We start from the raw sequence: 23,548 nt of genomic DNA, 5'->3' as shown, positions 1-23,548 counted from the left end.
TTTCAGGCCGCTTCCAGATTGCCGAGCAGGATCGAGGTCATGTCGACCGAAAATTGTCCATCCACGGCGACAGCGTTCGCGCCCGTTGCATAGTTTCCGTTGGTCGGGGTAATCCCGGAAAGATCCGCAGCGGAGTCCAGAAACACCCATTCCGCAGGATGTGTGGTCGGTAGACCAACAGCGACCTGCAATACCGCCAGCGCATCCAGAGCGTTTACCGTTCCGTCCTGTGTAATGTCGGCCGCGATCAGGTTTTCAGGCGTGGCGGGCCCCCAGGTCGGATCAAGCCACACGGATAAACGCAGGACCTGCAGCGCATCCAGTGCGGTTATCTGGTCGCTGGCGGTCGAATAGCTTTTTACAACATCGAATTGACCAGGGAACGTGCCGGAAGGCAGGCCCAGATCAAATTGCCCGTTCTCATCGGCAAAAACACTGATCGTGCCACCTCCGTTTGGAGTGAACCTGATTTCTGCGTCCGCCAGCGCAGGATTGGCCGTTTGTGTGTCGACTGTGATGTCCCCCAGCACGCCACCCGAGCCGTCAGGCACGAGCCCGCCAAAATTGCCGAAATTGACCGGGATATGGTCAGGCCCGCCAAACTCCGCCCCAAAGATGTCGGCGCTGGTCAACGGGCCACCAATTGCGGAGTGAACCAGAATGGTTTCATTGACGTAGTCAATCTGCGCGCCTTGCGCTGTCGCGGTGAAAGTCAGTTGCGATGGGGTTCGCATCAGCGGGTAGTCGAACAGATCCAGCCGGTCCAGACCCGGCTGGAAGTCAATAATCGTGGTCGTGTCGCTGCCGTAGTTCATGACAAAGATATCGGCGCCGGAACCTCCGGTCATCGTTGTGGCGCCTGTGCCAGCGATCAGAATGTCGTCTCCCGCCCCACCCAGAAGGGTCGAATTCAGGATACTGCCGGTCAGCATATCATCCAGCGCAGTTCCGTTGACGGTGCCCAGCCCTTCGTCGACCACCCCCAGATCGGCGATCGATACAGTCAATAGGGTCAGGCCGGATTCCTGTTGCGAGGCAGCAAGGATCTGTAACTCGTCCCCGACCTGCGCAACGCTTATCGTTTCGACGTTCTGCAAACCGCTTGCCAGAGTATCTGCGAAACTATCCAGATAGATCAGCTGGCCGTCGGGTGTCAGGGTAAACAGGGTAAGCCTGTCATCGCCACCTCCGGCCACAACAAAGGCCCGCCCGTTTGCTTCAACGACTGCCAGATCCTGAACCGTTTCAAACCGCGTGCCGAAGGAATCAAGAACATGGTCCGTCGGTGTCAAACGTCCGTCACCGCCCAACTTCATGACGCTTAGAGAGTTGCTGCCCGAACCCGCCACCAACACCCAGGATAGCCCGTACGCCTGCACCACTTCGATAGCTGTCGGAGTGGCAATGCCCAGTGTCGACAGCGAGGCGCTGTTATCCACGGTGGTCAAAATACCGGTTGTATCGTCTATTTCGTAGGTGGAGATCACACTGCTGGCCGCATCCGCAGTGATCAAGAAATGTCCGGATCCGGATTTCAGGCTTTGCATCGAGTCGGCCTGTCCGGCGGTGATGCCTGCCAATGACAGCGATCCGTCCGTGCTCACATGATAGGTCGCAATATTGCCGCTGTCCTCGTGGGCAATTGCCAGAAATTCAACTGGCCCGACAGGGTGCCTGTTTCCCGCAAGGTTCCGATGGAGCCGTCAGCCAGCAGATCGTATCCAACCAGACCCGTTGCGGAATCGGCGTCCAGAATCAGCCGGTCCTGCCCCCAAGTGTCACCGGCATCCCGCTGCGCCCGACCTGAAACGTTATCGAACCGCTGAAATATTGCGTGTCCTGAAGTTGAGGAATCGCGCCGTTTGCCAATGTCCAGACAGCAATACCGCCGCCGGGTCCGGTCACGCTGTAAAGACACGTAGTCCCGTTAAACGTTTTTAAAGCCGTATCGCCGATACCTGTATCGAGCGCCGTGCTCGCCGTTTCTACCACGCCTTGGAAATTGAACTTCATATCTGATCACCCCACGCCGATGCCGGCTTTGGCAACAGGGTGCTCTGACGCAAAGACCAAAACCAAAGCGCAATTGTGGTGAAAACGAGGAGTTCGGTTTCAGATTAACTCAAATTTTCGGGTCCGACCACGTGAGTCATCAAAAGGAAAGACAGATGAACGGAACCTGGCCCAGGCCAAACGTCTTCCCGACGTAAGCGGCAACTGCTTGTGAGGACAAGATGACGAAGAATTCTGAACTCAACACTCCTGACACGGATCGCAAGAAGCATATTCGCCAATGGATCGATGCGAGGTTGCGCAAATGGGCAGGCCGGGGCGCCGCAGGGGGGCTCGGATCCGTGCTTATGGCGTTACCGGCATTGGGACAGGCCACCGTGGAAGAGCTTTATGCCTTTCAATTTGCGGAGACCATTCCGGGAGTGAAGTCGGCAAAGCTGTTGAAAAACGGCGATGTTTTGCTGAAACTCAACGATGGTCGTACCCTGATCGTGGCTGCCGAAAACGTTCAGGTTCTGGACAGCGGCGCAATCATGATCGCCGAGGAAGCCGTTGCCGAAATCGCTCAGTTCAGCCTTACGGCAGAGGCCGGTGGCGCAGCCGCAGGTGGAATGGGCAGCGCTGGCGCAATATTGGGCGGGATAGGTCTGGCTGGCGCCGTTGCTGCGGGCGCAGGTGGCGGTGGTGGCGGCGGAGATGACAGCCCCGCAGTCGTGCCCACCCCGACCCCCAGTCCGACACCCAGCTACCCGACCCTCAACCTTGCGGGAGCCCAATCGACGACACTCAGCAGCTTCGGCACCGGAGTTTTGGCCTCGGCAGACGCGGACACTATTGAAGTGACCATCGGTTCGATCACGAAAACCATTGCACCGAATGCAGACGGAAGCTGGGTTATCTCGCTGACCGAAGCCGAAGCGGCCAGTCTGCCGCAAGGGGTAAATTCAGTCACTATTCGAAGCCTCGATGCGTTTGGCGCCGAGTTGTCAACTGAATCGGTTCAGTTCGAAATTGACACCATACCACCGACCCTTGCCATAACCGGGGTGTCTGACGGGGCCGTGATGAACGCCATTGAACAGGCGACCGATCTGATCCTGAGCGGAACCACAGACGCTGAAAACGGCCAGCTTGTAACTGTTTCGTTCAACGGGCAGTCGTATACCGGCATCGTCGCCAACGGGGCGTGGAGCGTAACGGTCCCCGCCTCTGATCTGGCCGCGCTGCAGGGTGGTGCGACAATCATAATACAGGCGGACGTGGCCGACCAGGCAGGCAATCCGGCTGTTCCGGCCGCGGACAGTATCGACACGGATTTCACTGCTCCGACCATCACACTTGACCCGGTTTCGGGCGGTTCGATCGAACTGGTCGATCTGAACAGCGATCTGGCTCTGACCGGCTAGACAACGGCAGCCGATGGCCAGAGTGTTTCAACGGCCAAGTTTACACGGGCACAACATCTGGCGGCAGTTGGAGCGTAACGGTCCCCAGCGCCGATCTTGGGGGTCTGACTACCGGCACCCCGGTTTCGGTCAGTGCCACGGTCAGCGACACCTCGGGTAATTTCGCCACTCCGGCAACGGCAACCCTGCCTGTTGATCTGAGCGGGCCGTCCATTTCAATCTCGCCACTGCCCACCGGTTCGGTTCTGAACGCGGCCGAGGCCGGGTCGGATCTGACTGTCAGCGGTACAACGAGCAATGTTCCGGATGGACAGCAGGTAACGGTTAACCTGGGCGGTCAAACCTATCTGGGCGCTGTATCAGGAGATACATGGACAATTACGGTTCCCACGGTAGATTTGCAGGCGCTTGCGGACGGTTCGGGATTTACCATCACCGCTGACGTTTCCGACAATCACGGATTGGACGCGCCACAGGCCAGCAGCTCGGTCTCGACGGATTTCACCGCCCCAACGCTCAGCATCGACAGTTTTTCTTCTGGTGCCGTTCTGAATGCCTCGGAGCAAGCTACGGATCTGACCATAACTGGTGCGACGGATGCCGAAGACGGGCAAATGGTGACCGTTTCGATGAACGGGCAGACGTATTCCGGCCAGGTCCAGAGTGGCAGTTGGAGTGTGACTGTACCGTCCTCAGATCTTTCGTTGTTGTCCGACAATGGTACTGTGACGGTTACCGCTGACATCTCGGACGCCGCAGGTAACCCCTCCGTTCAAGCGACGAGCAGCTTTGACACGGACTTTACGGCACCTTCAATCACGATCTCCGCCCTGTCAGACGGCGCGATCATGAATGCCGCCGAACAGAGCACGGATCTAACCGTGTCGGGCACATCAGATGCGCCGGACGGAACAACGGTCACAGTTCAGATCGCACGTGCTGACGGAACCGTTGATGTGAGCGGAACAGCGACTGTAACAGGTGGAGGGTGGAACTATACCGCCGCAAGCTTGGATTTAGCCGGGTTGCAGGACAATGAAAGCTACAGTGTCACCGCTTCGGTTGCGGATGCGGCAGGAAACAGCAGCTCCGCTTCAGACGGCTTCACAACGGACTTTAGCGCACCGTCAATCACGCTTGATCCGGTTCCGACCGGTGCAGTTCTGGATGTGATTGAAAGAAACAGCGATCTAGCAGTGTCGGGAACTACCACAGCTGAAGATGGCCAGACGGTTTCGGTAACGCTCGGCGGGCAGACCTTTACGGCCGTTGTTTCCTCGGGAACTTGGTCCGCTACCGTTCTTTCGGGCGATCTGGCGGCATTGGCGGATGGGACCGCCTTTACGCTGACGGCTATGGTGGATGATGCGGCTGGCAACAGTGCGCCCGCTGCAACGACAACGCTCACGACCGATTTCCGCCCGGTGTTGACCCTGAATGACGTCGGGACAAACGGTGCCGTTTCTCTCAGTGACGCGCAAAACTCGGGCCTGACCATAAGCGGTTCCTCGCACGGTCTAGCTGTCGAAAGCAGTCCTCATCTGGCACAAAGCGATGCCAGATTTGCGGCGGCAAATGCCGGTCAGGATGCCGCGAAGGGCGCGTTTCTGCCCCAGGTCTCCTTGGGTCTGAACGCGCGCTCCGAACGAGTTGTTTCGGATGTCGCTGATTTTTCACCGTACCTGCGTGTTTCGCAACTGGTATTTGATGGTGGCGCGGCGGCGGGGGATTTGGCTGCGGCACGCGCCCGGATTTTCGAAAGTCAGGGGGACCGTCTGCAAACGGCCTCGGCAACGGCGCTGGCCGCGATTGAAACATATGTGACAGTTTTGGACCGCCGGAAGATTCAAGACCTGACCGCCAGGAATGTCGAGGTACACCAACAGCTTGTCCAGCAGATTTCGCAACGGGCGGCCAGCGGCGCAGGATCGAAGGCGGATGTTCTGACCGCGCGTTCCCGCATGGCTGACGCACAAACACGCTTTGCGGATGCAAAAACGCGCACGGCGCGCGCCGAGGCGCGATTTGTTGAAATCTACGGAACTGCGCCCGGAGTGTTGGCCCCGGCCATCCCCGCTCCGCTGCTGTCACGGAGTGACGCACAGATCGTGGAGGCAAGCCCTCAGATCCGCCGCGCAGATGCTGCTGTTGTGGCCGCGAAGGCAGAACTTGCTGCCGCTCTGGCCCGTCGCCAACCGGATATAAGACTGGCCGCTTTTGCCAACAGGGACGATAGCTGGGATGCGAATTACGGTGTCGATCTGGCAGTTAACTACGAAATCGACAGTACCGGGAAGCGACGTGCGGCGATTGCGGCTGCGGAAGCGCAGGTCCGAGATGCCGAGTTTTCCCGTGAAAGTCTAAGCCGCGAAATATCCCGGGAATTGGGGTTCATTCGTTCGGATCAGAAAGCTGGCGCCGAACGCCTGCAGGCCGCGCGCCAGGCCGCCCAAGCAAACGCCGACAGCATCAAGGCAGCACAAGCACAGTTTTCAATCGGGCGACGTACTCTGATCGAGATTCTGGATGCACAAAGGGATTATGTGAACGCGCAAGAACGACTGATCCTGGCAGAGCAGAACTACTTTCTGACAAATTATGCGGCGCTCAGCCTAACCGGGGATATTCTTGATCTTCTTGGTGTCACTCTGAACAACAGGATTGGGCAACCATGATGCAGGCACAATCGGGTACACGCCCCCACTCTTTGACGGCAATGGAGGTCTGCCTCCTGCACGTCGCCGCGCATCTCGACCGCCCACTGACATTGGCAGCGGTCCAGGCGACACAATCCGGCGACGGTGAACTGACAATCCGGGATGTCATTACAGCCCTTAACAGAGCGGACATGCAGGCGGCGTATGGCAAACGGAAACTGGCTGCTTTCAACAATCATCTGGTACCGGCGATCCTTCTCTTGGAAAATGAGTGTGCAGTGGTCTTGCACGGGCGAGCATCCAACGGCGATTTACTGATCTTTGATCCGGAACTGGGCCGCGAAATCGGAGAGATACCAGAAGCCAGCCTTTCTGAAACATACACCGGATATGCAATTCTGGTGCGCGGTATCCATCAGGAGGAAATTGGTTCGATCAGCAACGATTGGAAAGGTCATTGGTTCTGGTCCGCCCTTGCCGCCAATCGCTGGTCATATATTCAGGTGGCGGTGGCAGCCGCCCTTGCCAATCTGCTTGGGCTGTCGACATCCGTGTTCATCATGGTCGTTTACGACCGGGTTCTGCCCAACGAGGCGACGGAGTCCCTGATCGCCTTGACCGCAGGCGTTTGCCTAGCTCTGATTTTCGACTTTGTGCTCAAGCTGCTACGAGCCGGGTTTATTGATGCAGCGGGAAAGCAGGCTGATCTGTTCATGGGGCGGCGTGTATTTGACCACTTGCTGAACATTCGTATGAAGTCCCGGACCGGGTCATCTGGCGCCATGGCCAGCACCGTCCGGGAATTCGAAACACTGCGCGAATTCTTTACATCGGCAACGCTGGTCGCAGTGGTGGATTTGCCATTTATTGGGCTGTTTGTTTTCGTCATTTACATGGTCGGCGGCCAATTGGCCCTGATCCCCGCACTTGCTGTGCCTGTCGTCCTGGTGACCGGGTTGATCGTTCAGCCTGTTTTGTCCCGTCTTGCGGAAAACAGTTTTGCTGATGGGCAATCCAAACAATCGGTTCTGGTCGAAGTTCTTTCCGGCCTTGAAACCATAAAGACAACCGGAGCGGCGCGGCAAATGCGGTCCCGTTGGGAACAGGCGATGGATCGTCAATCCGCGCACGGCATGCGCAGTCGTGCCGTCACGCAATTTGCGCTGAATTTGACCGGGTTTACCCAACAAGCCGCTCAGGTGTTGATAGTCTTCTACGGCGTTTTTCTGATCGCGGACGGTGAAGCGAGCATGGGGGCACTGGTTGCTTCGGTAATGCTGATAGGACGTGCGCTGGCTCCTCTGGGGCAGTTGGCGCAAACCCTGACGCGGATCAATCAGGCGCGCAGCGCATATCGCAATCTCGATTCTCTGATGCAGGCGGAAAGTGAGCGACCGCAAGGACGAAGCTGGATCAGTCGCAAAGGTTTCGAAGGTCGCATTTCCTTCAGCAACGTGCATTTTGCCTATCCTGACCAGACAAACGACTCTTTGGACGGCATTTCTTTTTCGGTTGCTCCGGGCGAAAAAGTAGCAATCCTTGGCCCGATCGGTTCGGGCAAGAGTACAATTGCGCGTCTTTTGCTGGGGTTATACGAACCCAAGACTGGTTCGGTTTCGTTGGATGGAGCGGATATTCGACAAATTGACCCCGGTGATCTGCGCCGAAACATTGGGTCCGTTCTGCAGGATGTTTGGTTGTTTTCCGGTACCGTTCGCGAAAATATCGCCAGTGGGGCGATCCGCCCCAACGATGAAGATCTGCTGAAGGCTGGACGGGTTGCGGGTGTCGAAGATTTTGTGGCGCGCCATCCCGGCGGCTACGATTTGAAACTGGCTGAACGCGGCGAAGGTTTGTCCGGCGGGCAACGGCAGGCGATTGCGCTGGCAAGGGCCTTGGTCGGTCGCCCGCCAGTCCTGCTGTTGGACGAACCAACCAGCGCCATGGATGTCCGGACGGAAGCGGACGTCATCCGGCGGCTAAAGCACGCAACCAGTGACAGCACAGTCATTGTCATCACGCATCGCACAAGCTTGCTGAACCTAGTTGACAGGGTGATCGTTCTCGAAGGCGGCAAGATTGTGGCTGATGGTTCGAAAGGCCTACTGACTCAATATGCAAACCGCAAGGGGAGGCATCTGAATGTCGCGGCATCCTGATCTTGCGAAACTGGCCCGTGAGATGCAGGGGCGTTCCCCGCTGCGGGGGTCTGCCTTGTTAATTCTAATTTTGTCCTTTTTGGTCGCGGCAGGTTTCTGGGCGCATATCACCGAGCTTGACGATGTAACCCGCGTGGACGGTCGCATTGTCCCATCTGGTGATCTGCAGGTGATCGAGGCTACTGAACCGGGTGTTCTGCGGTCCCTGAATGTTCGGGAAGGTCAGCTGGTAGACGAGGGAACTCTTCTGATGGAATTCGATACCACTCAGATAGCGAGTCAATTGGGTCAGGAACAGCAGCGTGCCTTTGGTTTGATGGCGCGGACGCAGCGGCTGCAGGCGGAAATCGACGGCACCGAATTAGAGTTCAAGCCTGTGTTGTTGAAAGACGCGCCAGCGGTCATTCAATCTGAAACGGCGCTGTTTCAGGGGCGACAGTCTGAGTTGCAGGCGGAGATCGCCATCCTTGAACGCCAACGCCAGCAACGCCGTCGCGAATACGAGGAAGGACTGGTGGATCAGTTTACGGCCGAGGAAACGCTCAAGGTGCTGGCCGAGGAACGGTTGATTATGGAACCATTGGTCGAGCAACAGATGGAGCCGGCGACGACGCTGCTTTCCTTGCGTCGCAGTGAGGCGGAATGGAACGGGCGCAAGGTCAGGGCCAAAGCGGTGACCAACAGGTTGAAATCCGGTCTCGACGAAATTGATGATCGCATCCGGGCGACACACAGTCGGTTTCGCAGCAGTGCCCTTACCGATCTGGCGCTTGCGACAGCAGAGCTTGCCGTGCTGCAACCTGCCTTGCCTGCGTTGCGTGACCGCGCGGCACGGGCGCAGATCCGAGCCCCCGTGCGTGGTATTGTCAACCGGATACACCGGTCAACCGTTGGCGGGTTGGCCCGAAGCGGCGAGGAGTTGATCGAACTTGTCCCGCTGGACGACTCCTTGCTGGTCGAGGCCTATGTCCGCCCTGAAGACATTGCTTTTTTGCACGCCGGACAAAAAGTGAAAGTCAAGATAACGGCCTATGACTTTGCCCGCTACGGCGGACTGGACGGCGAAATCTTCCGCATTTGTGCGGATACGATCAATCGTTCCGACCGAAACGACGAAGAAGTATTTGTGGTCGAGATTAGAACCGGCAGCTCTATGCTGGACGGCAACGGTGCAGAAATAGAGATCATCCCCGGCATGGTTGCCGAAGTGGATATTCTCGCCGGTCGAAAGTCAGTCCTCGACTATCTCGTCCAGCCTGTGGTCAAAATCAAGGACAGGGCATTGCGGGAATAGCACCTACCGGCGCTTCCCGTTATTAGCCGCGCCAGATAACGCATGCTATAACCCGAACCCTAACTCCAAATCCCGGAGGCTTGACCTAAGTGGATCAGGAGGCAGGCTGCTTGAACTGCTGATCAAACAAACGCCGGAATGCCCCGTTACGCTGCATCAGGTTGTCGAGATTACCCTGTTCGATCACCTCTCCATCCTGAACAACCATAATCTTGTCGGCCTCCAACACAGTCGATAACCGATGCGCGATCACGATCGTGGTGACATTTCTGGTCAGTTTGTCGAGCGCTTCTTTCACATAAGATTCTGATTCCGCATCCAATGCGCTGGTTGCCTCGTCAAGCAACAGAATTTCTGCCTGGCGCAGGATTGCACGCGCAATTGCCAGGCGTTGCTTCTGCCCACCGGACAGAAACGCGCCATTTTCACCTACTTGCGTATCATATCCGTTTGGCAATTCGGTAATAAAGTCATGGGCATGTGCCGCGCGAGCAGCTTCCATGACTTCTTCAACCGTTGCGTCGGGACGTGCGTATCGAAGGTTGTCCATTACGCTGGCGGAAAACAGGAACGTGTCTTGCCCGACGTAAGAGATTTTGCGCCGCAACGAAGCGAAGCTCACGTCCATGACATCTTGTCCGTCGATTTCGATGCGCCCCTGATCCGGATCATAAAAACGCATGATCAGGCCAAAGATGGTGGACTTGCCACCGCCAGACTGCCCAACCAGCGCAGTGGTTTTTCCCGCTTCAAAAGTAAGGTCCATATTCTTGAGAATAGGCAAGGAGCCCTGATAGCCAAAAGTGACGTCATGCAACCGAACCTCGCCGGGCCCCGGACGCAGCTGCACGGGTTCGATGCTTTCGCGCATCGGATCTTCCTGGTCCAACAACTCGAACATCATGCCGATTGGCACCAATGTCGTCTCGATGACCACGCGCATCTTGGAAAGTCGTTTGGCCGGTTCATAAGCCATCAGCAAAGCGGTGATAAAAGACATCAGTTGCCCCGGTGTGGTCGGCTCACTTCCTGCGATACCAATCGTGCTGATGATCAGAATGGCCGCGATCGCTATACCTGCCAGAAATTCCATCAATGGGCTGGCGATAGATTGCAACCGCGAAATGGAGTTGGCGCGGTTTTCGACGGCCCTGATCGCGCGGTTCATGCGATCGGCCATGTGGTCTTCCAGCGCAAAAACCTTGATGATCTTGATGCCCCCCGAGGTTTCCTGAAGGACTTTCATGATCTCTGCCAGAGATTTCATTTCAGAACGCATGATCGAACGCACGCTCTTGAGCAGAACTCTGACGCCCAGCAGGGCGATTGGTCCGACAACGAAGAACAGCACGGACAACACCGGTTGTTGATAGACCATCACAAATACCAGACCAACAAGGGTCAGCGCATCGCGAACAAAACTCGTGACCACGACATCAACCAGGCGCCTTGCAGCCAGAGCACCCTGTGTCACGATCATCAAAAGATCAGAGGATTCCGTGTCGGCAAAGAATCCAACACCTCGTTTCAGCAGTTTCGCATATAGCTGTTCCTGCTGAACGGCGATGATCCGGTTGCCCGCGCGGGCCAGAAAAACAGACTGAATGTAGGATGCAGCTGCTTTGGCGAAAAACAGCCCCAAAATCGCCAGCGCGACGAGATAGACCTTTGAGCGCGCTTCCGGCGTCGTCATGGCGTTGACGATGTTTTCCATCATCCAGGCGGTGCCCGCAGTTGTCCCCGCGACAACAACCATGGCGGCCATGGCGATTCCGTAAAGCCAACCCTGGCTGCGCAAACTGCTGCCAACCAGTCGGCCTATGTGGCCGGATCGCCATTTTTCCCAGAAATCTCTGACCATTCTACTCTCCAGGCCCTCACTTGCCTTCGACACCTGCTGCCGACGCGATACTTCGATAGGTCGGAAACGATCTCGTCGCCTGTCTTTTCAGGAAAGACGGGTTGGTGTTAGTTAAGCGGGACGGTTACAAGAATCCATAGCTGGCCCAAAGATAATATTGGACATCCTCCAACTATCTGAAAAAGAGATGAAATTCGAAAATCTCAAGCAGGCGCAGTTGGGAAGATCGTGGGCTGAGCAAATCATTGCCAATCAACTTCTCCCAAAAAAATGTACCCGGCACCGTAGATTGTTTTGATAAGGCGCGGATTTTTTGGGTCTTCGCCCAGTTTGGTGCGCAAACGCGAAATTCGCACATCCATTGCCCTGTCGAAACTCTCACCTGCGGCGCCGCCTAAAGTTTCCTGCATCTGCCCACGACTGATCAACCGTTTCGGGCTTTCCAGAAACAGGCGCAGAACCTCGCCTTCGGCATGGCTGAACGGAGTTTCCGAACCGGTTCCGTCCACAAGAACATAGCGATCGAAATATGCGGTCCAGCCATTGAAGTATGCCACTTCCGACTGGGGAGACTGGGTTCTCGGTGCGCGCAATCTTGCACGGATTCGGGCGACAACTTCGGCAGGATCGAAAGGTTTGGTGATATAGTCATCAGCCCCAAGTTCCAGCCCGGTGACGCGATCCTGTACCTGCACCCTGCCCGAAATGATAATTACGGCGGCCCCCTGTTCCAGCGCCAGTCGGTGTACTAACGCCAGCCCGTCTGTATCCGGAAGCGACAGATCAACAAGGCAGACGTCCGGTGTCACCCTTTTCAGCGAGGCTTCGAATTCGCGGGCACGTGAAAAGCTTTGTGTGCGGAATCCGGCCTCTTCCAACGCATCCGTCAATATGCGCCGTATTTCGGGCTCGTCATCAAGGATGGTCACCAATGGTTGGTTCATCAGGCGGCCTCGGTTCGGATCAGTGCAGACAATTGTGCCCGTGAGAACGGTTTACGCAACACCGGCGCCAAAGCAAGCGCTTGTCGATGCAGAGGGTCGGAATAGGGCAAGGATGTCATCAGAATACAGGGAAGGCCAGGCTTCAGCCGCTCAAGCAGATCAATCCCGGTGGCCGGTCCATCAAGCCGGATATCGGACAGAACCAACGCAATATCGTCAATATCCAAGATCAAACCGAGCGCTTCATCAACTGACGTGGCCTCGATCACAGAATAGCCGAGATCAACAAGCAGGTCGCGGAACTGGCAACGCAATTCGTCGTTATCCTCGACAAGCAGGACAAGACCGCCGCGACCAGACGGGGCAGGTCTATAAGGCAATCGCATGACAACGGATGCACCTGATTGCGTGTTGCGCAGGTTCAGGTCTCCGCCAGCCAGTTTGACGGTGTCATAAACCATTGGAAGGCCTAACCCCGAACCGTCGCTGCCTTTGGTAGTGAAAAACGGGTTAAGAGCTTTTTCCAAAGCTTCGGGTGAAAACCCGGGTCCGGTGTCGGATACGGTGATTTCGGCCCATATCCGTCCGATCGCATGGGCGCTGATGGTGATCTGACCGGAATTGCCGCATGCGTCACGCGCGTTCAGGACAAGATTGAGCATTGCATCCTGAACCATACCCGGGTCGAGCATCAGCGCCTCGTCCGGCAATGTATTGACCACCGACAGCCCCACCCCCCGCGGCAACGATGGCGACGCAAGAATGCGAAGGTCTTCAAGCAGCCCTCGCATGTCGGTCGCTTTGGGTTGGGGTGTCCGGTTTCCCGTCATATCCGCGATCCGGTTCAGCAATTGTCCGCCACGGCGCGCTGTCTGTTGAGTGGCCGAAACAAGTTCCTGCGCCTCTTCGGGCAGGTCCATCTTGTTCAGCCGCGCCTGCATCCCCAGAATGATCGTCAGCAGGTTTGAAAAATCATGTGCCATGCCGCTGGTCATCTGTGCCGCCATTGCGCGGCGACTGGCCTGTTGCAAGGCGACCCTGGCTTGCGTTTCTTCGGTCACGTCGACCGACATTATGTACACGCCCCCTGCCCCGTCCGGGGTGAAAGAAACCCGTATCCGGCGCGAATCCTGATCCTCGGTAAACTCAAAAACCGAAGTTTCGCCGCCATAGGCGCGTTCCAGATAGGGTTCGACCCGTTCAAACGCTGAAGGACCCAGCGCCTCGGAGATGTGCAGGCCTGCAATTTCAGACGGTCGGCCCGGCATGACGGAACTCAGGCGGCGGTTTGAGTAGTCGTAGATACCGTCTCGTCTGAGATGAGCGATATGGGCCGGCATCATCTCCGTCGTCAAACGGGTGCGGGCCTCAATCTCGGTCAGTTGGCGCTTTGCCTCTTCCAGAGCTGAGTTGGTTGCGGCCAGCTTTCGGTTCGCGGCTGACAATTCCTCGGCATGGCTCAGCAACTGTCCGGACAGTTCCTCGGACCGTGCGCGCAGCAGGTTCTCGGCCCGTTTTGTGCTGGTGATATCTGTATACACTGCGACCCAGCCGCCTTGTGGCAACGGTGCCCCCTCGATCGAGATAACCTGTCCGTTTGGTCGCGCCCGTTCCATGTAATGCGGTTCGAAATTCAGCGCCTGCTCGACGCGGGCCTTCACCATTTCGTCCACATTTCCGTCGTCGCCATATTCCCCACGGCTGGCCAGGAACTGAATGGTGTCGTGAAACAAGGCGCCGGGGCGGACCAGGGTGTCGGGCAGATCGAACATTTCCTGAAAGCGGCGATTGCTGACGACAAGCCGCAATTGGCTGTCGTAAATCGAAAGGGCCTGGCCGATCAGATTCAGACCGGCCATAGTCATTGCTTTCATATGCTGTTCGGTGGTGTCCAAGACAGTTCTCCCCACGGAACAGGCGTAACATCAGAACCCCCGCAGGTGTAGGGGGCAGAGATGCGACAAAAACAGGCCGGGCCTGCCTTGGGCTCATGGTCACGCTGCACTGCCCTAGTCTGGATAGCGCTCTTTCGATTTGGCACCCTCTGGGGTCAGAGAATAAAGGGAAAGCGTGTGGTCCGCATTGCGCATGCGGTGCCGTAGCATCTGACGCCCAAGCCGACCCAGATCCGACGCGAATTCCGGATCGTTCGCGACATTCTCAAGCTCACCCTTGCCGGCATGGTCAAAAAGGATCGGAGGTAGATCGGCGGCGAACTCAACCAGCGTGAACCGGTCCTCCCGAAGAATGCTCAGATTCGAGTCGCTGTTGCCGGTTCCCAATTGCTGCTGCCACGGAGTTGGCTTTTCAGGTTCTGAAAAATCAAGCTCACTGAACGAATACCTGCGCCAGTCGTCGGGAACATCACCCTTCAGCAGCGGCACAAGCGAGTGTCCGTCCATCGAGTTCGGAACTGATTTGCCCACCCAGTCGAGAATGGTTGGGGTGACGTCCACAGATTCCGTCGGCACATCGACAACCGAACCCGCGCGGGCTGAATTCCCCGGCATCCTGATAATCAGGGGCGTATGATAGGCGGCATCAAACACCGTCATTTTGCCCCAGGTATGCCGGTCGCCCAGCATCTCGCCATGGTCGGCGGTGATCACCAGCAAAGTGTTCTCATATTGCCCGCTTTCCTTCAGGTACTGGATTACACGGCCGACGTGATGATCGACCTCGGTCGCAAGACCCAGATAGACGGAACGCAGTGTTTGAACGTTTTCCTGTGTCGGTTCAATTTCCCCCATGCCCTTTACAAAGCCGGTGGCCGTTTGGGATTGCATCGAAGGGGCAAAAAACGGGTGCAGCGCCGCTTCGGCCTGCTGGTCCGGGAACCCGGCAGGAAAAGGCAACTCGGCAGGATCGTACATGTCATTATACGGCGCAGGTGCAACAAGCGGCGGGTGCGGCCGGATATAGGTCAGATGGGCGAACCAGCTCTGTTTGTGGTACGCGGCGATACCATTCAGAAAAGCGTCCGTCAGAAAGGCCGTGTCACTGTCTTCGGCCCGGTACAACGCGGGGTCGTTCAGTTTCGGCGTGCTGCCAGTTGGTGATACGGGCTTGTAGACATCCCAGTAGTCGTCGAATGAATAGCCCTTTTGCATCAGATGAGATTGCCAGGGAAAAGATTCCTCGAGCCGCATTTCGACCACCTCGTGAAACCCCTGCATCGGGTACTCATAAGACTTGAGCGACGGGTCGTTGGGATCAAACACGCGCGGATCGGCGGACGTGTCGGTGTAGCCGAACAACATCGGCAGATATCCGGCCTTGCGCATCTCGGTCGCGACATTGGGAATGTCGTGGCGTAGCGGCGTTCCGTTGCGGACAGAGCGGTGGTTCATCGCGTATTGACCGGTCAGTATTGAAGCCCGGGACGGGCCGCACGGGTTGGTCACCGAGAAGTGGCGCGTAAAGGTGACCGCATCGCTCATGAACGCGCGCAAATTGGGCAGATCCACATGGTTCGCCAATGCGCCGGTTAGGCAATCTGCACGCAGTTGGTCGATGATTATGAATAAGACGTTTCCTGCCTGTGACATGTCCGCAATCCTGTTTAGCCACGCTTCTGTCTGGCGCGGACTTTGTCTTGGTTCCGACGCTCGTGCAACACGTTGACAGATTTTTTCAGAGCGAAGCCCGTCAAAAACGAAGCCGAGAGAAAAAGGCCGCTTTTCAAGGGGCAGAGCGGACGCTATGGCTCAGACATGACGGATTTGATTTCGCTTTACGAGGCCCGCATTGCCGATGGCAGCCTGATCAGGGATGACGCGCAGGAGGCCGTTCTGCCACAGTTCGAGCGTATTCGCGCCACCCTAGCCGAACCTGTCAAACGCGGTTTCTTCCGAAAAGCCCCCCCCGCCCCCAAAGGCCTTTACCTGTGGGGTGGCGTCGGGCGCGGCAAGTCCATGCTGATGGACATGTTTGTGGATGCGCTGGAGGATATTCCTGCACGGCGCGTGCACTTCCATGCTTTTATGCAGGAAATTCACGCGGGTATGCACAAGGCTCGAAAGGAAGGGGTCGAGGACGCGCTGGCACCCGTTGCCGAGGCAGTGGTCAAATCAGTCCGATTGCTGGCCTTTGACGAAATGCAGATCACGGACATAACGGACGCGATGATCGTGGGCCGCCTGTTCGATCTTTTGCATGCAGGCGGGGTGGTCGTGATCACTACGTCGAACAGGCACCCGGATGAGCTGTACAAGAACGGGCTGAACCGACAGCTGTTTTTGCCATTCATCGCGCAAATCAAGGAACAGCTTAAAGTCTGGGAGCTGATCTCGCCCACCGACTATCGACAAAACCGACTGGCGGGTGAGCCTGTGTATTTTACGCCGATCGGGCCCGAGGCCCGGCAGAATATCCGGGCGGTTTGGAATGACCTGTCGGGAGGCGCAGCGGAGCCGCTGGTGTTGAAAGTGAACGGCCGGGCCGTTGAACTTCCGGCCTTTCGCAATGGCGTAGCGAGGGCCAGCTTCTATGATTTGTGCGGACGTATGCTGGGCCCGGCAGACTATCTGGCCATTGCGGAAGCGGTGAAAGTGCTGGTTCTGGAAGACGTTCCGCGCCTGTCCCGCAACAACTTCAACGAAGCCAAGCGGTTTGTCACTTTGATTGACGCCCTTTACGAGGCCCGGGTCCGGCTGATCTGCTCGGCGGCGGCCGAGCCCGAGATGTTGTATGTCGAAGGTGAAGGAACGTTTGAATTCGAGCGCACCGCTTCGCGCCTGCGGGAAATGCAGGATCAGGACTGGGGGAAATAGGAGGCTCTGCCCCCTCGCCCCAGCGCGCTCCGAGGTTTTCCAAACAGAAAAACAACTAGCCGTTTTCGCGCAGGATGTTGCCCGCCAGATAGAGCGAGCCACAGATCAGAACACGCGCTTGTGGATCTTTGTCCGTGATTGCTGTCAGGGCTGCCGCGACGTTTTCCGCTGTTGAAGCTGGCAGGCCGACCCTTGCGGCTGCAGCCGCAGTGTCGTCAGCGCTGAGCGTGTTGGCCTCGCCGGGAATGGATACGGCGGTCAGGCTTTCGGCCTGATCGGCAAGCGGCGCCAGATAACCAGTGACGTCCTTGGTGTTCAGCATGCCGCAGATCATGTGTGTCGGGCGTTTGGGCAGTTTCGCCAGAACGTCGGCCAACGCCACGCCAGCAGCAGCGTTGTGGCCCCCGTCGAGCCACAGTTCAGCGAGCGGAGCCTGTTCTGTCAGTGGCCCTGTTTTCAGGCGCTGCATGCGTGCTGGCCATTCGGCTTTGGTCGCGGCGGCCTCATAGGCGTCATCGCCCATTTGCAGATGGCGCAGAACCGCCAGCGCTGCGCCCGCGTTTTGAATTTGGTGCGCGCCCAACAGATTGGGAAGCGGCAGATCGCGCAATCCTGTTTCGTCCTGATAGATCAGGCGTCCGTTTTCTTCGTTTACGTGCCAGTGTTGGCCATTAACAAGCAGTGGCGCACCCAGTCGCGCGGCGGTGTATTCAATGACCTCGAGCGCCTCGTCTTCTTGCGGGCCCACGATACAGGTCACTCCGGGCTTGATGATGCCGGCCTTTTCGGCTGCAATTTTGCCCAATGTGTCGCCAAGGAACTGTTCGTGGTCAATCGAAACCGGCGTGATGACTGTAACCGCAGGCTGTTCCACGACGTTGGTTGCATCCAGGCGGCCACCCAGCCCGACTTCAAGGAGCGTATAGTCAGCTTGCGTGCGGGCGAAAGCCAGCAGGGCCGCACAGGTGGTGATTTCGAAATAGGTGATATTCTCACCATTGTTTGCGGCGTAACACTCGTCCAGAACCGCCGTAAGGTCAGGCTCCGAGATCAGCTCTCCCGCCAGTCGGATTCGCTCGTGAAAGCGGGCCAGGTGGGGGGATGTGTATGCGTGAGCTGTCAGCCCGGCCCCTTCGATCCCTGCGCGGATCATGGCTTGCGTCGAACCTTTGCCGTTGGTTCCGGCAATATGGATGACCGGCGGCAATCGGTTTTGCGGGTGGTCCAGAGCTGCCAGCAAGCGCCACACACGATCCAGAGTCAGATCGATGATCTTGGGATGCAGCGCCATCATCCGATCAAGGATGACGTCGGATGTCGGGGTCGTCATTTCTCGCCTGCGCCCTCGGTCGAAGCTTCGACCGGTGCTTCTTCCGGCTCTGGTGCGGGAAGGTCACCTTTGACAGCTGGCGGCAGGCCCATCAGCATTCGGGTGATGGTGATCAGTTCATCGCGCATTTCGGTGCGTTTTGTCACACGGTCAAGCATCCCGTGATCCAGCAGATATTCAGCGCGTTGGAATCCTTCGGGCAGTTTCTCGCGGATGGTCTGTTCGATCACGCGCGGTCCGGCAAAGCAGATCAGCGCGTTCGGCTCCGAGATATGCACATCACCCAGCATCGCATAAGACGCGGTGACGCCGCCGGTGGTCGGGTGGGTCAGCACCACGATATAGGGCAGGTTCGCCTCTTTCAGCATTTCCACCGCGACCGTGGTACGGGGCATCTGCATGAGGCTCAGGATGCCTTCCTGCATTCGCGCGCCACCGGCAGCCGAAAACAGGATAAGCGGGCGTTTGAGTTTCACGGCCTCCTGCGCGGCTGCGATGATGGCGTTGCCGACATACATGCCCATCGATCCGCCCATGAACGAAAAATCCTGCGCCGCAGCTACAACTGGCGTGCGGCCGATTTCACCGCTCACGACAAGCATCGCCTCTTTCTCGCCGGTCTTCTTCTGGGCCGCTTTCATGCGGTCGGGATATTTCTTTTGATCCCGGAAATGCAGTGGATCGTCCTTCGGCGCGGGGACTTCGACCTCGGTGAAAATACCGCCATCAAACAGATGCTTAAACCGCTCTCGCGGCGTGATTGCCATGTGGTGATCGCATTGCGTGCAGACATTCTGGTTGTCGGCCAGTTCGCGGTGAAACAGCATGGTTCCGCACTCATCGCATTTGTGCCACAGATTTTCGGGCACTTCCCTGCGCGAGAAGATCGAGTTAATCCGGGGGCGGACGTAGTTTGTGATCCAGTTCATGTCGGAACCTTGCTGATGCGGTTTTGACGTCAAATAAGGCGCTACGTCAGGAAATGCAATCAGCGCCTCAGCGCAAGCCGTGCGGTTAGCCAGCAAACAACCATCATCACGAAATCCACATACAGCCAGTGTCGTATCGCGTCTGTTTGGGACATGTCATAGGGCAGAAGGAACAAGGCAAGACCGCTGAGGTTGTCAGGTATCGAGAAAAACAGCAACGCCACAACGTTGTTGAAAAAGTGCAGCGCAATAGCAGGACCAAGGGTACCCGACCGCGCGGTGAGATCGGCATTGATCAGGCCAAAAGCGCCGGCCCAGATTGCGATCAGAAGGGCGTTCTCTCCGGATGTGGCCGGTGCGTAGTGACCGGCCGCGAACAACAAGGCAGGCAGACCCATCCAAATCAGGCGTGACCGAAACCGCGCAGCCAGTGATTGCTGAATGTAGCCGCGAAACAGGATTTCCTCGGCGCTGGTTTGTATCAAAACCGCAGTCAGAGACAGCGGCAACAGCAGCAGCCACGTTTCGAAAGCCAAATTGGGTTTGAACGGTGCGCCCAGATTGTATGGCGGCAGGATGAAGATCAACGCGGCCAGCAGCCCCAATGCCAGAAGTACGCGCCAGAACTGGCGAACGCCCAGACGGCGGGGACCCAGGATGGCGTGCAACGGGCGGTTTTGCATCGCCCCGGCAGCCAGTTTGACGCCCAATGTGATGAACCCGAAACTCGACAACAGAATCAACAAAGCAGACGGTGTTGCCCCCGCCTGAAAGCCGGAAACCCACCGCGCTGAGCCGAGACTGAAAATCACGGAAGACAGGGTGAGGTTCAGGAAAATTGCAACACCACCAACAATCACCAGCCCAACCGTCAGCCGCCACAGTTCCGGTCTGTCACGTGCGTCGCGGACAAGCATCTCATGGGCTGCGTATGCCGTATGTGTCGTGATTTTAGGTTCCACTGGAACTGCCGGAATCGGTGAATATGTCCTCTGGGGTTTGCGCGGCGGCAACACGATCGGACACTGTCATCAGGTAACCGGCAACGGTTTCAAGAAGTTGTACGGCGACATTAACGTCGCTCTCCACGACGGCGCGCAGCTCTCCGGCGCCGATCCTGAGAAAGGTACAATCCTGTGTTGCAACCAGATCGAATTGTCTGGCGTCTTTGGTGATAATCGAAAGGTCTCCGATCAATCGTCCCGGCTCGATGACCGAGATTACCCGCTTGAGACCCTTGCTGTCGTTCCATTCCAAATTGGCCTGACCGGAAATACACAGGTAGGCCGCGTCAGGTGCCTCGCCGCGGGCAAAGATGGTCTGCCCGGCTGCGGCCTCGTACCATTGTGCGGAAAACGCCAGCAAACGTTGGTTTCTGCCATCCAGCTTGGAGAACAACTCGGTCGAGGAGATGATCTTGAGCTTCCGGCTCAGGTCCGCCGTAGCGCCATCTTCCGCTTCTGTTTGTGTTCTTGAAACACCGTCAATACGACCGTCCTTGATTTCGACGAACAGGTCATACGCTTCGGGATGGGCAAAATGATCTTCCATGAAGATCATGATTGAATTAGGCAGCAACTCACGCAGTTTCAGGCGGGTGCGCAGTCGGCTTTTCGAATCGTGGCTGGCCAGCACCTTGTCCAGCACCAGAATGTCGGGGCGTTTGATGCCCGCCCGCGAAAACGCGGCACGCTCCTGAAAAACGGTCGGCAGGTTGTTTCCCCCCAGTCCGGACGGCAGATCGTAAATGATCGCGGCGGCGCGGCGGCGCAGCCCGGCTTCGTTCATAACTTCGGCGACTACATCTTCGATCTCGTCTTTTTTGGCCCCGGCCATGATCGAAATGCGTCCGTAAAGCGCATTCTCGATCACGGTCAGACGCGGAATGTAGAGATCCGGCGACACTGGCAGGAACATCCCCTGCATCGATTCCCGGATTCTTTCTGCCTGCGTCTTTCGAATCGTCAAAATTCTGTTCTTGTACTCGTCCGGAAAATTCGGACCAATCTGCTCGGCTGTAAGAAGGAAGGGCACGGTCATCAGCAGGGCTTTTTCTTTCTGACTGATCGCGGCATCACCCTTGGCTTTGCGACGGTCTTCGATGTCCAGCAGGCTGTGGAACATGTCGCGGGACAGGCCAAGGCGCAAAAACAGAGGGTGGTCCGTGCCATCCCTGCCAAATGCCTGAGTCAGCGTTTCCAGCACGGCACTGGAAATGCTCATGGCGTCATCGTCCAGGGCGTTCGCGCTGAGCATTGCCTGGAATCGATCATCTTCGGCAAGCGTTTCCGGAGAGATATCCTGCGACGGAGACGCGAACAGCAGGTTGCCGCCCAAGGGAACGGCGGGGTTGAACTGTTCCGGGTCGAATCTGAAGACATATCGGTCCAAGCCGCGCTCGCGCAGACGCTCGGCGACGATCCCGCGCAGATCAACAACGTCTTTTGCCAAAGCCGGATGCTGTTCCGGGTCGAACCGGGAGCGTAAAGTACGGCGGAACATGAACTCGTCGATCCCCATCGCCTCGACAAGCTGAAACCACCAGTCGCGAATGTCGTCAGCACTATCCAGCCCGGCCAGGCTGGGGTCGACCCATTCATCCGACAGGGAATCGGGGGGGTTTCCGGCCCGCACGGCCTCGATCTGACGACGCGAAGGGGCCTTTATCGCGTCCGACTGATGTTGCGGGCGGATTCGCAGGGGCATCAGCAGATTGTCCCCCAGTGTTCCATCGAACAGGTAGGGGCGTGAATAGGCATACCCAATTCGGGCGGCAATCACTGTTTGATGCAGCGAATTGAGATTGTGACCCGCCATAATCACGTCGCCTTGTACCGGCAGCAGCTCTCTTGTCAGCAGTTGAGCCAGCGCACCACGCTCGGCCGCTTGTGGCGACTGTATCGCCACCCGGGCACCCTTTGGGATTGTCAGGTCGATATCTTCAAGAATGGTCTTGCCGTCGTCATCGCGAACCGTCACGTTTCGCAACTCGATGTCACCGGTCAGGTGCGGGATGGTTTCGGGTTCTCCGGAAAACAGTTCCTCGGGGATCATGTTGGCTGGGGCAAAACGCTCTATCACGATTTCCCAGCGCAGCGACATGTCCTGCACCTGATTGTAGTAGGTCAGCAAATCCTTCCAAGGGCCACTCAGGTCCTTGTAGGCCCCCAGTGCGGCGACCAGTGCGCCCACTGTCACCTCTCCCGTGATCGCAAGATAACCACCGACCGAGTAGAACAGAAACGGCGTCATCTGCGTGATCAGGTTGTTGATAAACTTCATGAAAAATTTCTTGTTGTAGATCTTGAAGCGGATCTCAAACAAGATGCCCAGCCGATGGCTGAACTGCGCCAGCCGATAACGCCAGCCGCCGTTGGTGCGCAGATCACTGATGCCCGCCGCACTCTCACCGATTTCAGAGCTTAGATGTCGAACCTGTTGAATTCTGTCCTTGTTCAGCAGGTTGATCTGGCGTTGCAGTTTCGGGATCAGCCAGGCCTGCAATGGGATGAGCGCGACACTGGCCAATCCGAACCAGACGCTTTGCATGAACAGAAATGTGACGATTGTCATCATCTGCCCGAATTGAAACACCGGTTGGGCAATCGCGTCGCCCATCAGCCCGCCCATCGGTTCGGCCTCGGAGGTGATCATTGAAACCAATTCGCCCTGGCTGGTGGTGGCGAAATAGGATTTCGGGAACCGCATCGTTCGCTGGATCAGGGAAAAGCGAAGGCGGCGCAGCATACGCTCGGCCAGAACGCCTTTCATCGTGTTGATGCGCATCTTCATCAACCCGCTGGCAATCACCGTGGCTAGAAAAGCAAAGCACAGAATCCAAAGGTATTGGATCTGCGTCACAGTGTAGCCCCAGATCGTCACCGTGTCAGTGGGCGCCCCAATTGCATCGTTTATGATCTGTTTGGGCAACTCGAGCGAGGCATAGAGAAAGGGAAACGACAATACGGTCAGCAGCAACAATACAAGCTGCTGTTTCTTCGAGTATTTCCAGATAAACGAAAACAGAGTGGGTTCCATGACCGCCCTTGTCCTGAGAAATTCGGATGTGCGCTGTTTGACGGATGTTCCACTGCGATCCGGTATCAGACGGTAAGCACTGCCCCGGTCTATTGCAAGAACGGGCGCGGCTTTGGCAGAAAGGTGCGGTTCTGTCCAGCCCGCC

15 protein-coding genes and 1 pseudogene are annotated in these 23,548 nt (G+C 57.2%); 6 read left to right on the top strand and 10 right to left on the bottom strand.

The features are described 5' to 3' along the window. Positions 1-2 precede the first annotated feature (2 nt). A complete protein-coding gene (locus tag ACR0FE_RS13300) occupies positions 3-1,604 on the bottom strand; it encodes a dockerin type I domain-containing protein (protein WP_480913205.1) in 1,602 nt (533 codons plus the stop codon). Positions 1,605-1,755: 151 nt separating this feature from the next. Continuing rightward, positions 1,756-2,013, bottom strand: a complete 258-nt coding sequence (locus ACR0FE_RS13295) for a hypothetical protein (protein ID WP_480913203.1) — start codon at positions 2,011-2,013, stop codon at positions 1,756-1,758. A gap of 221 nt (positions 2,014-2,234) precedes the next feature. Between ACR0FE_RS13295 and ACR0FE_RS13290 the strand changes: the two genes are divergently transcribed. The 5 genes and pseudogenes from ACR0FE_RS13290 to ACR0FE_RS13270 all read left to right on the top strand — a co-directional run bounded on the left by ACR0FE_RS13290 (position 2,235) and on the right by ACR0FE_RS13270 (position 9,529). Beyond that, positions 2,235-3,419: an Ig-like domain-containing protein gene (locus tag ACR0FE_RS13290; RefSeq protein ID WP_480913200.1), complete on the top strand. Its 1,185-nt coding sequence runs from the start codon at positions 2,235-2,237 to the stop codon at positions 3,417-3,419. Between the two features lie 86 nt (positions 3,420-3,505). Then, positions 3,506-4,744 (top strand): annotated as a pseudogene (locus ACR0FE_RS13285) (Ig-like domain-containing protein); the annotation flags it as partial. 30 nt (positions 4,745-4,774) lie between these two features. Next, the gene (locus tag ACR0FE_RS13280) at positions 4,775-6,094 is read left to right on the top strand and encodes a TolC family protein (protein WP_480913296.1); all 1,320 of its coding nucleotides are present in this window, start codon (positions 4,775-4,777) and stop codon (positions 6,092-6,094) included. Next, complete coding sequence (locus ACR0FE_RS13275) at positions 6,091-8,235, top strand: type I secretion system permease/ATPase (RefSeq protein ID WP_480913197.1); 2,145 nt, start codon at positions 6,091-6,093, stop codon at positions 8,233-8,235. Before ACR0FE_RS13280 ends, ACR0FE_RS13275 begins: the two co-directional genes overlap by 4 nt. After that, positions 8,219-9,529 (top strand): HlyD family type I secretion periplasmic adaptor subunit, encoded by a 1,311-nt coding sequence (locus ACR0FE_RS13270; protein ID WP_480913194.1) that lies wholly within the window; start codon positions 8,219-8,221, stop codon positions 9,527-9,529. Before ACR0FE_RS13275 ends, ACR0FE_RS13270 begins: the two co-directional genes overlap by 17 nt. Before the next feature lie 94 nt (positions 9,530-9,623). Here ACR0FE_RS13270 and ACR0FE_RS13265 read toward each other — a convergent pair whose 3' ends face one another. From ACR0FE_RS13265 to ACR0FE_RS13250, 4 genes are all read right to left on the bottom strand, one after another. Beyond that, positions 9,624-11,390 carry an ABC transporter ATP-binding protein gene (locus tag ACR0FE_RS13265; protein ID WP_480913191.1) on the bottom strand — a complete coding sequence of 589 codons (1,767 nt, stop codon included), beginning with the start codon at positions 11,388-11,390 and terminating at the stop codon, positions 9,624-9,626. A gap of 242 nt (positions 11,391-11,632) precedes the next feature. Continuing rightward, positions 11,633-12,334 carry a response regulator transcription factor gene (locus ACR0FE_RS13260; RefSeq protein ID WP_170614072.1) on the bottom strand — a complete coding sequence of 234 codons (702 nt, stop codon included), beginning with the start codon at positions 12,332-12,334 and terminating at the stop codon, positions 11,633-11,635. Further along, complete coding sequence (locus ACR0FE_RS13255; protein ID WP_480913295.1) at positions 12,334-14,199, bottom strand: PAS-domain containing protein; 1,866 nt, start codon at positions 14,197-14,199, stop codon at positions 12,334-12,336. The genes ACR0FE_RS13260 and ACR0FE_RS13255 overlap by 1 nt, the downstream gene beginning before the upstream one ends. A gap of 144 nt (positions 14,200-14,343) precedes the next feature. Next, positions 14,344-15,882, bottom strand: coding sequence for an alkaline phosphatase family protein (locus ACR0FE_RS13250; RefSeq protein ID WP_480913188.1), 1,539 nt, complete (start codon positions 15,880-15,882; stop codon positions 14,344-14,346). A 165-nt stretch (positions 15,883-16,047) separates the two neighbouring features. Between ACR0FE_RS13250 and zapE the strand changes: the two genes are divergently transcribed. Continuing rightward, on the top strand, positions 16,048-17,106 hold the full coding sequence (gene zapE / locus ACR0FE_RS13245) for a cell division protein ZapE (protein ID WP_480913185.1): 1,059 nt from the start codon (positions 16,048-16,050) through the stop codon (positions 17,104-17,106). Between the two features lie 55 nt (positions 17,107-17,161). Here the strand turns inward: zapE and ACR0FE_RS13240 are convergent, their stop codons facing one another. From ACR0FE_RS13240 to ACR0FE_RS13225, 4 genes are read right to left on the bottom strand one after another with little or no spacing between them, the layout of a single operon-like run. Beyond that, the gene (locus ACR0FE_RS13240; RefSeq protein ID WP_480813229.1) at positions 17,162-18,436 is read right to left on the bottom strand and encodes a bifunctional folylpolyglutamate synthase/dihydrofolate synthase; all 1,275 of its coding nucleotides are present in this window, start codon (positions 18,434-18,436) and stop codon (positions 17,162-17,164) included. Next, on the bottom strand, positions 18,433-19,365 hold the full coding sequence (gene accD / locus ACR0FE_RS13235; RefSeq protein ID WP_170614077.1) for an acetyl-CoA carboxylase, carboxyltransferase subunit beta: 933 nt from the start codon (positions 19,363-19,365) through the stop codon (positions 18,433-18,435). Before accD ends, ACR0FE_RS13240 begins: the two co-directional genes overlap by 4 nt. Positions 19,366-19,424: 59 nt before the next feature. After that, positions 19,425-20,327 (bottom strand): CPBP family intramembrane glutamic endopeptidase, encoded by a 903-nt coding sequence (locus tag ACR0FE_RS13230; protein ID WP_480441121.1) that lies wholly within the window; start codon positions 20,325-20,327, stop codon positions 19,425-19,427. After that, positions 20,317-23,403 (bottom strand): ABC transporter transmembrane domain-containing protein, encoded by a 3,087-nt coding sequence (locus tag ACR0FE_RS13225; protein WP_480913180.1) that lies wholly within the window; start codon positions 23,401-23,403, stop codon positions 20,317-20,319. Before ACR0FE_RS13225 ends, ACR0FE_RS13230 begins: the two co-directional genes overlap by 11 nt. Positions 23,404-23,548: the final 145 nt, after the last annotated feature.

It is taken from the genome of Ruegeria sp. K7, assembly GCF_056531785.1.
The sequence above is the reverse complement of the archived record's forward strand: the minus strand, read 5'-3'. Positions and strand labels throughout refer to the sequence as shown.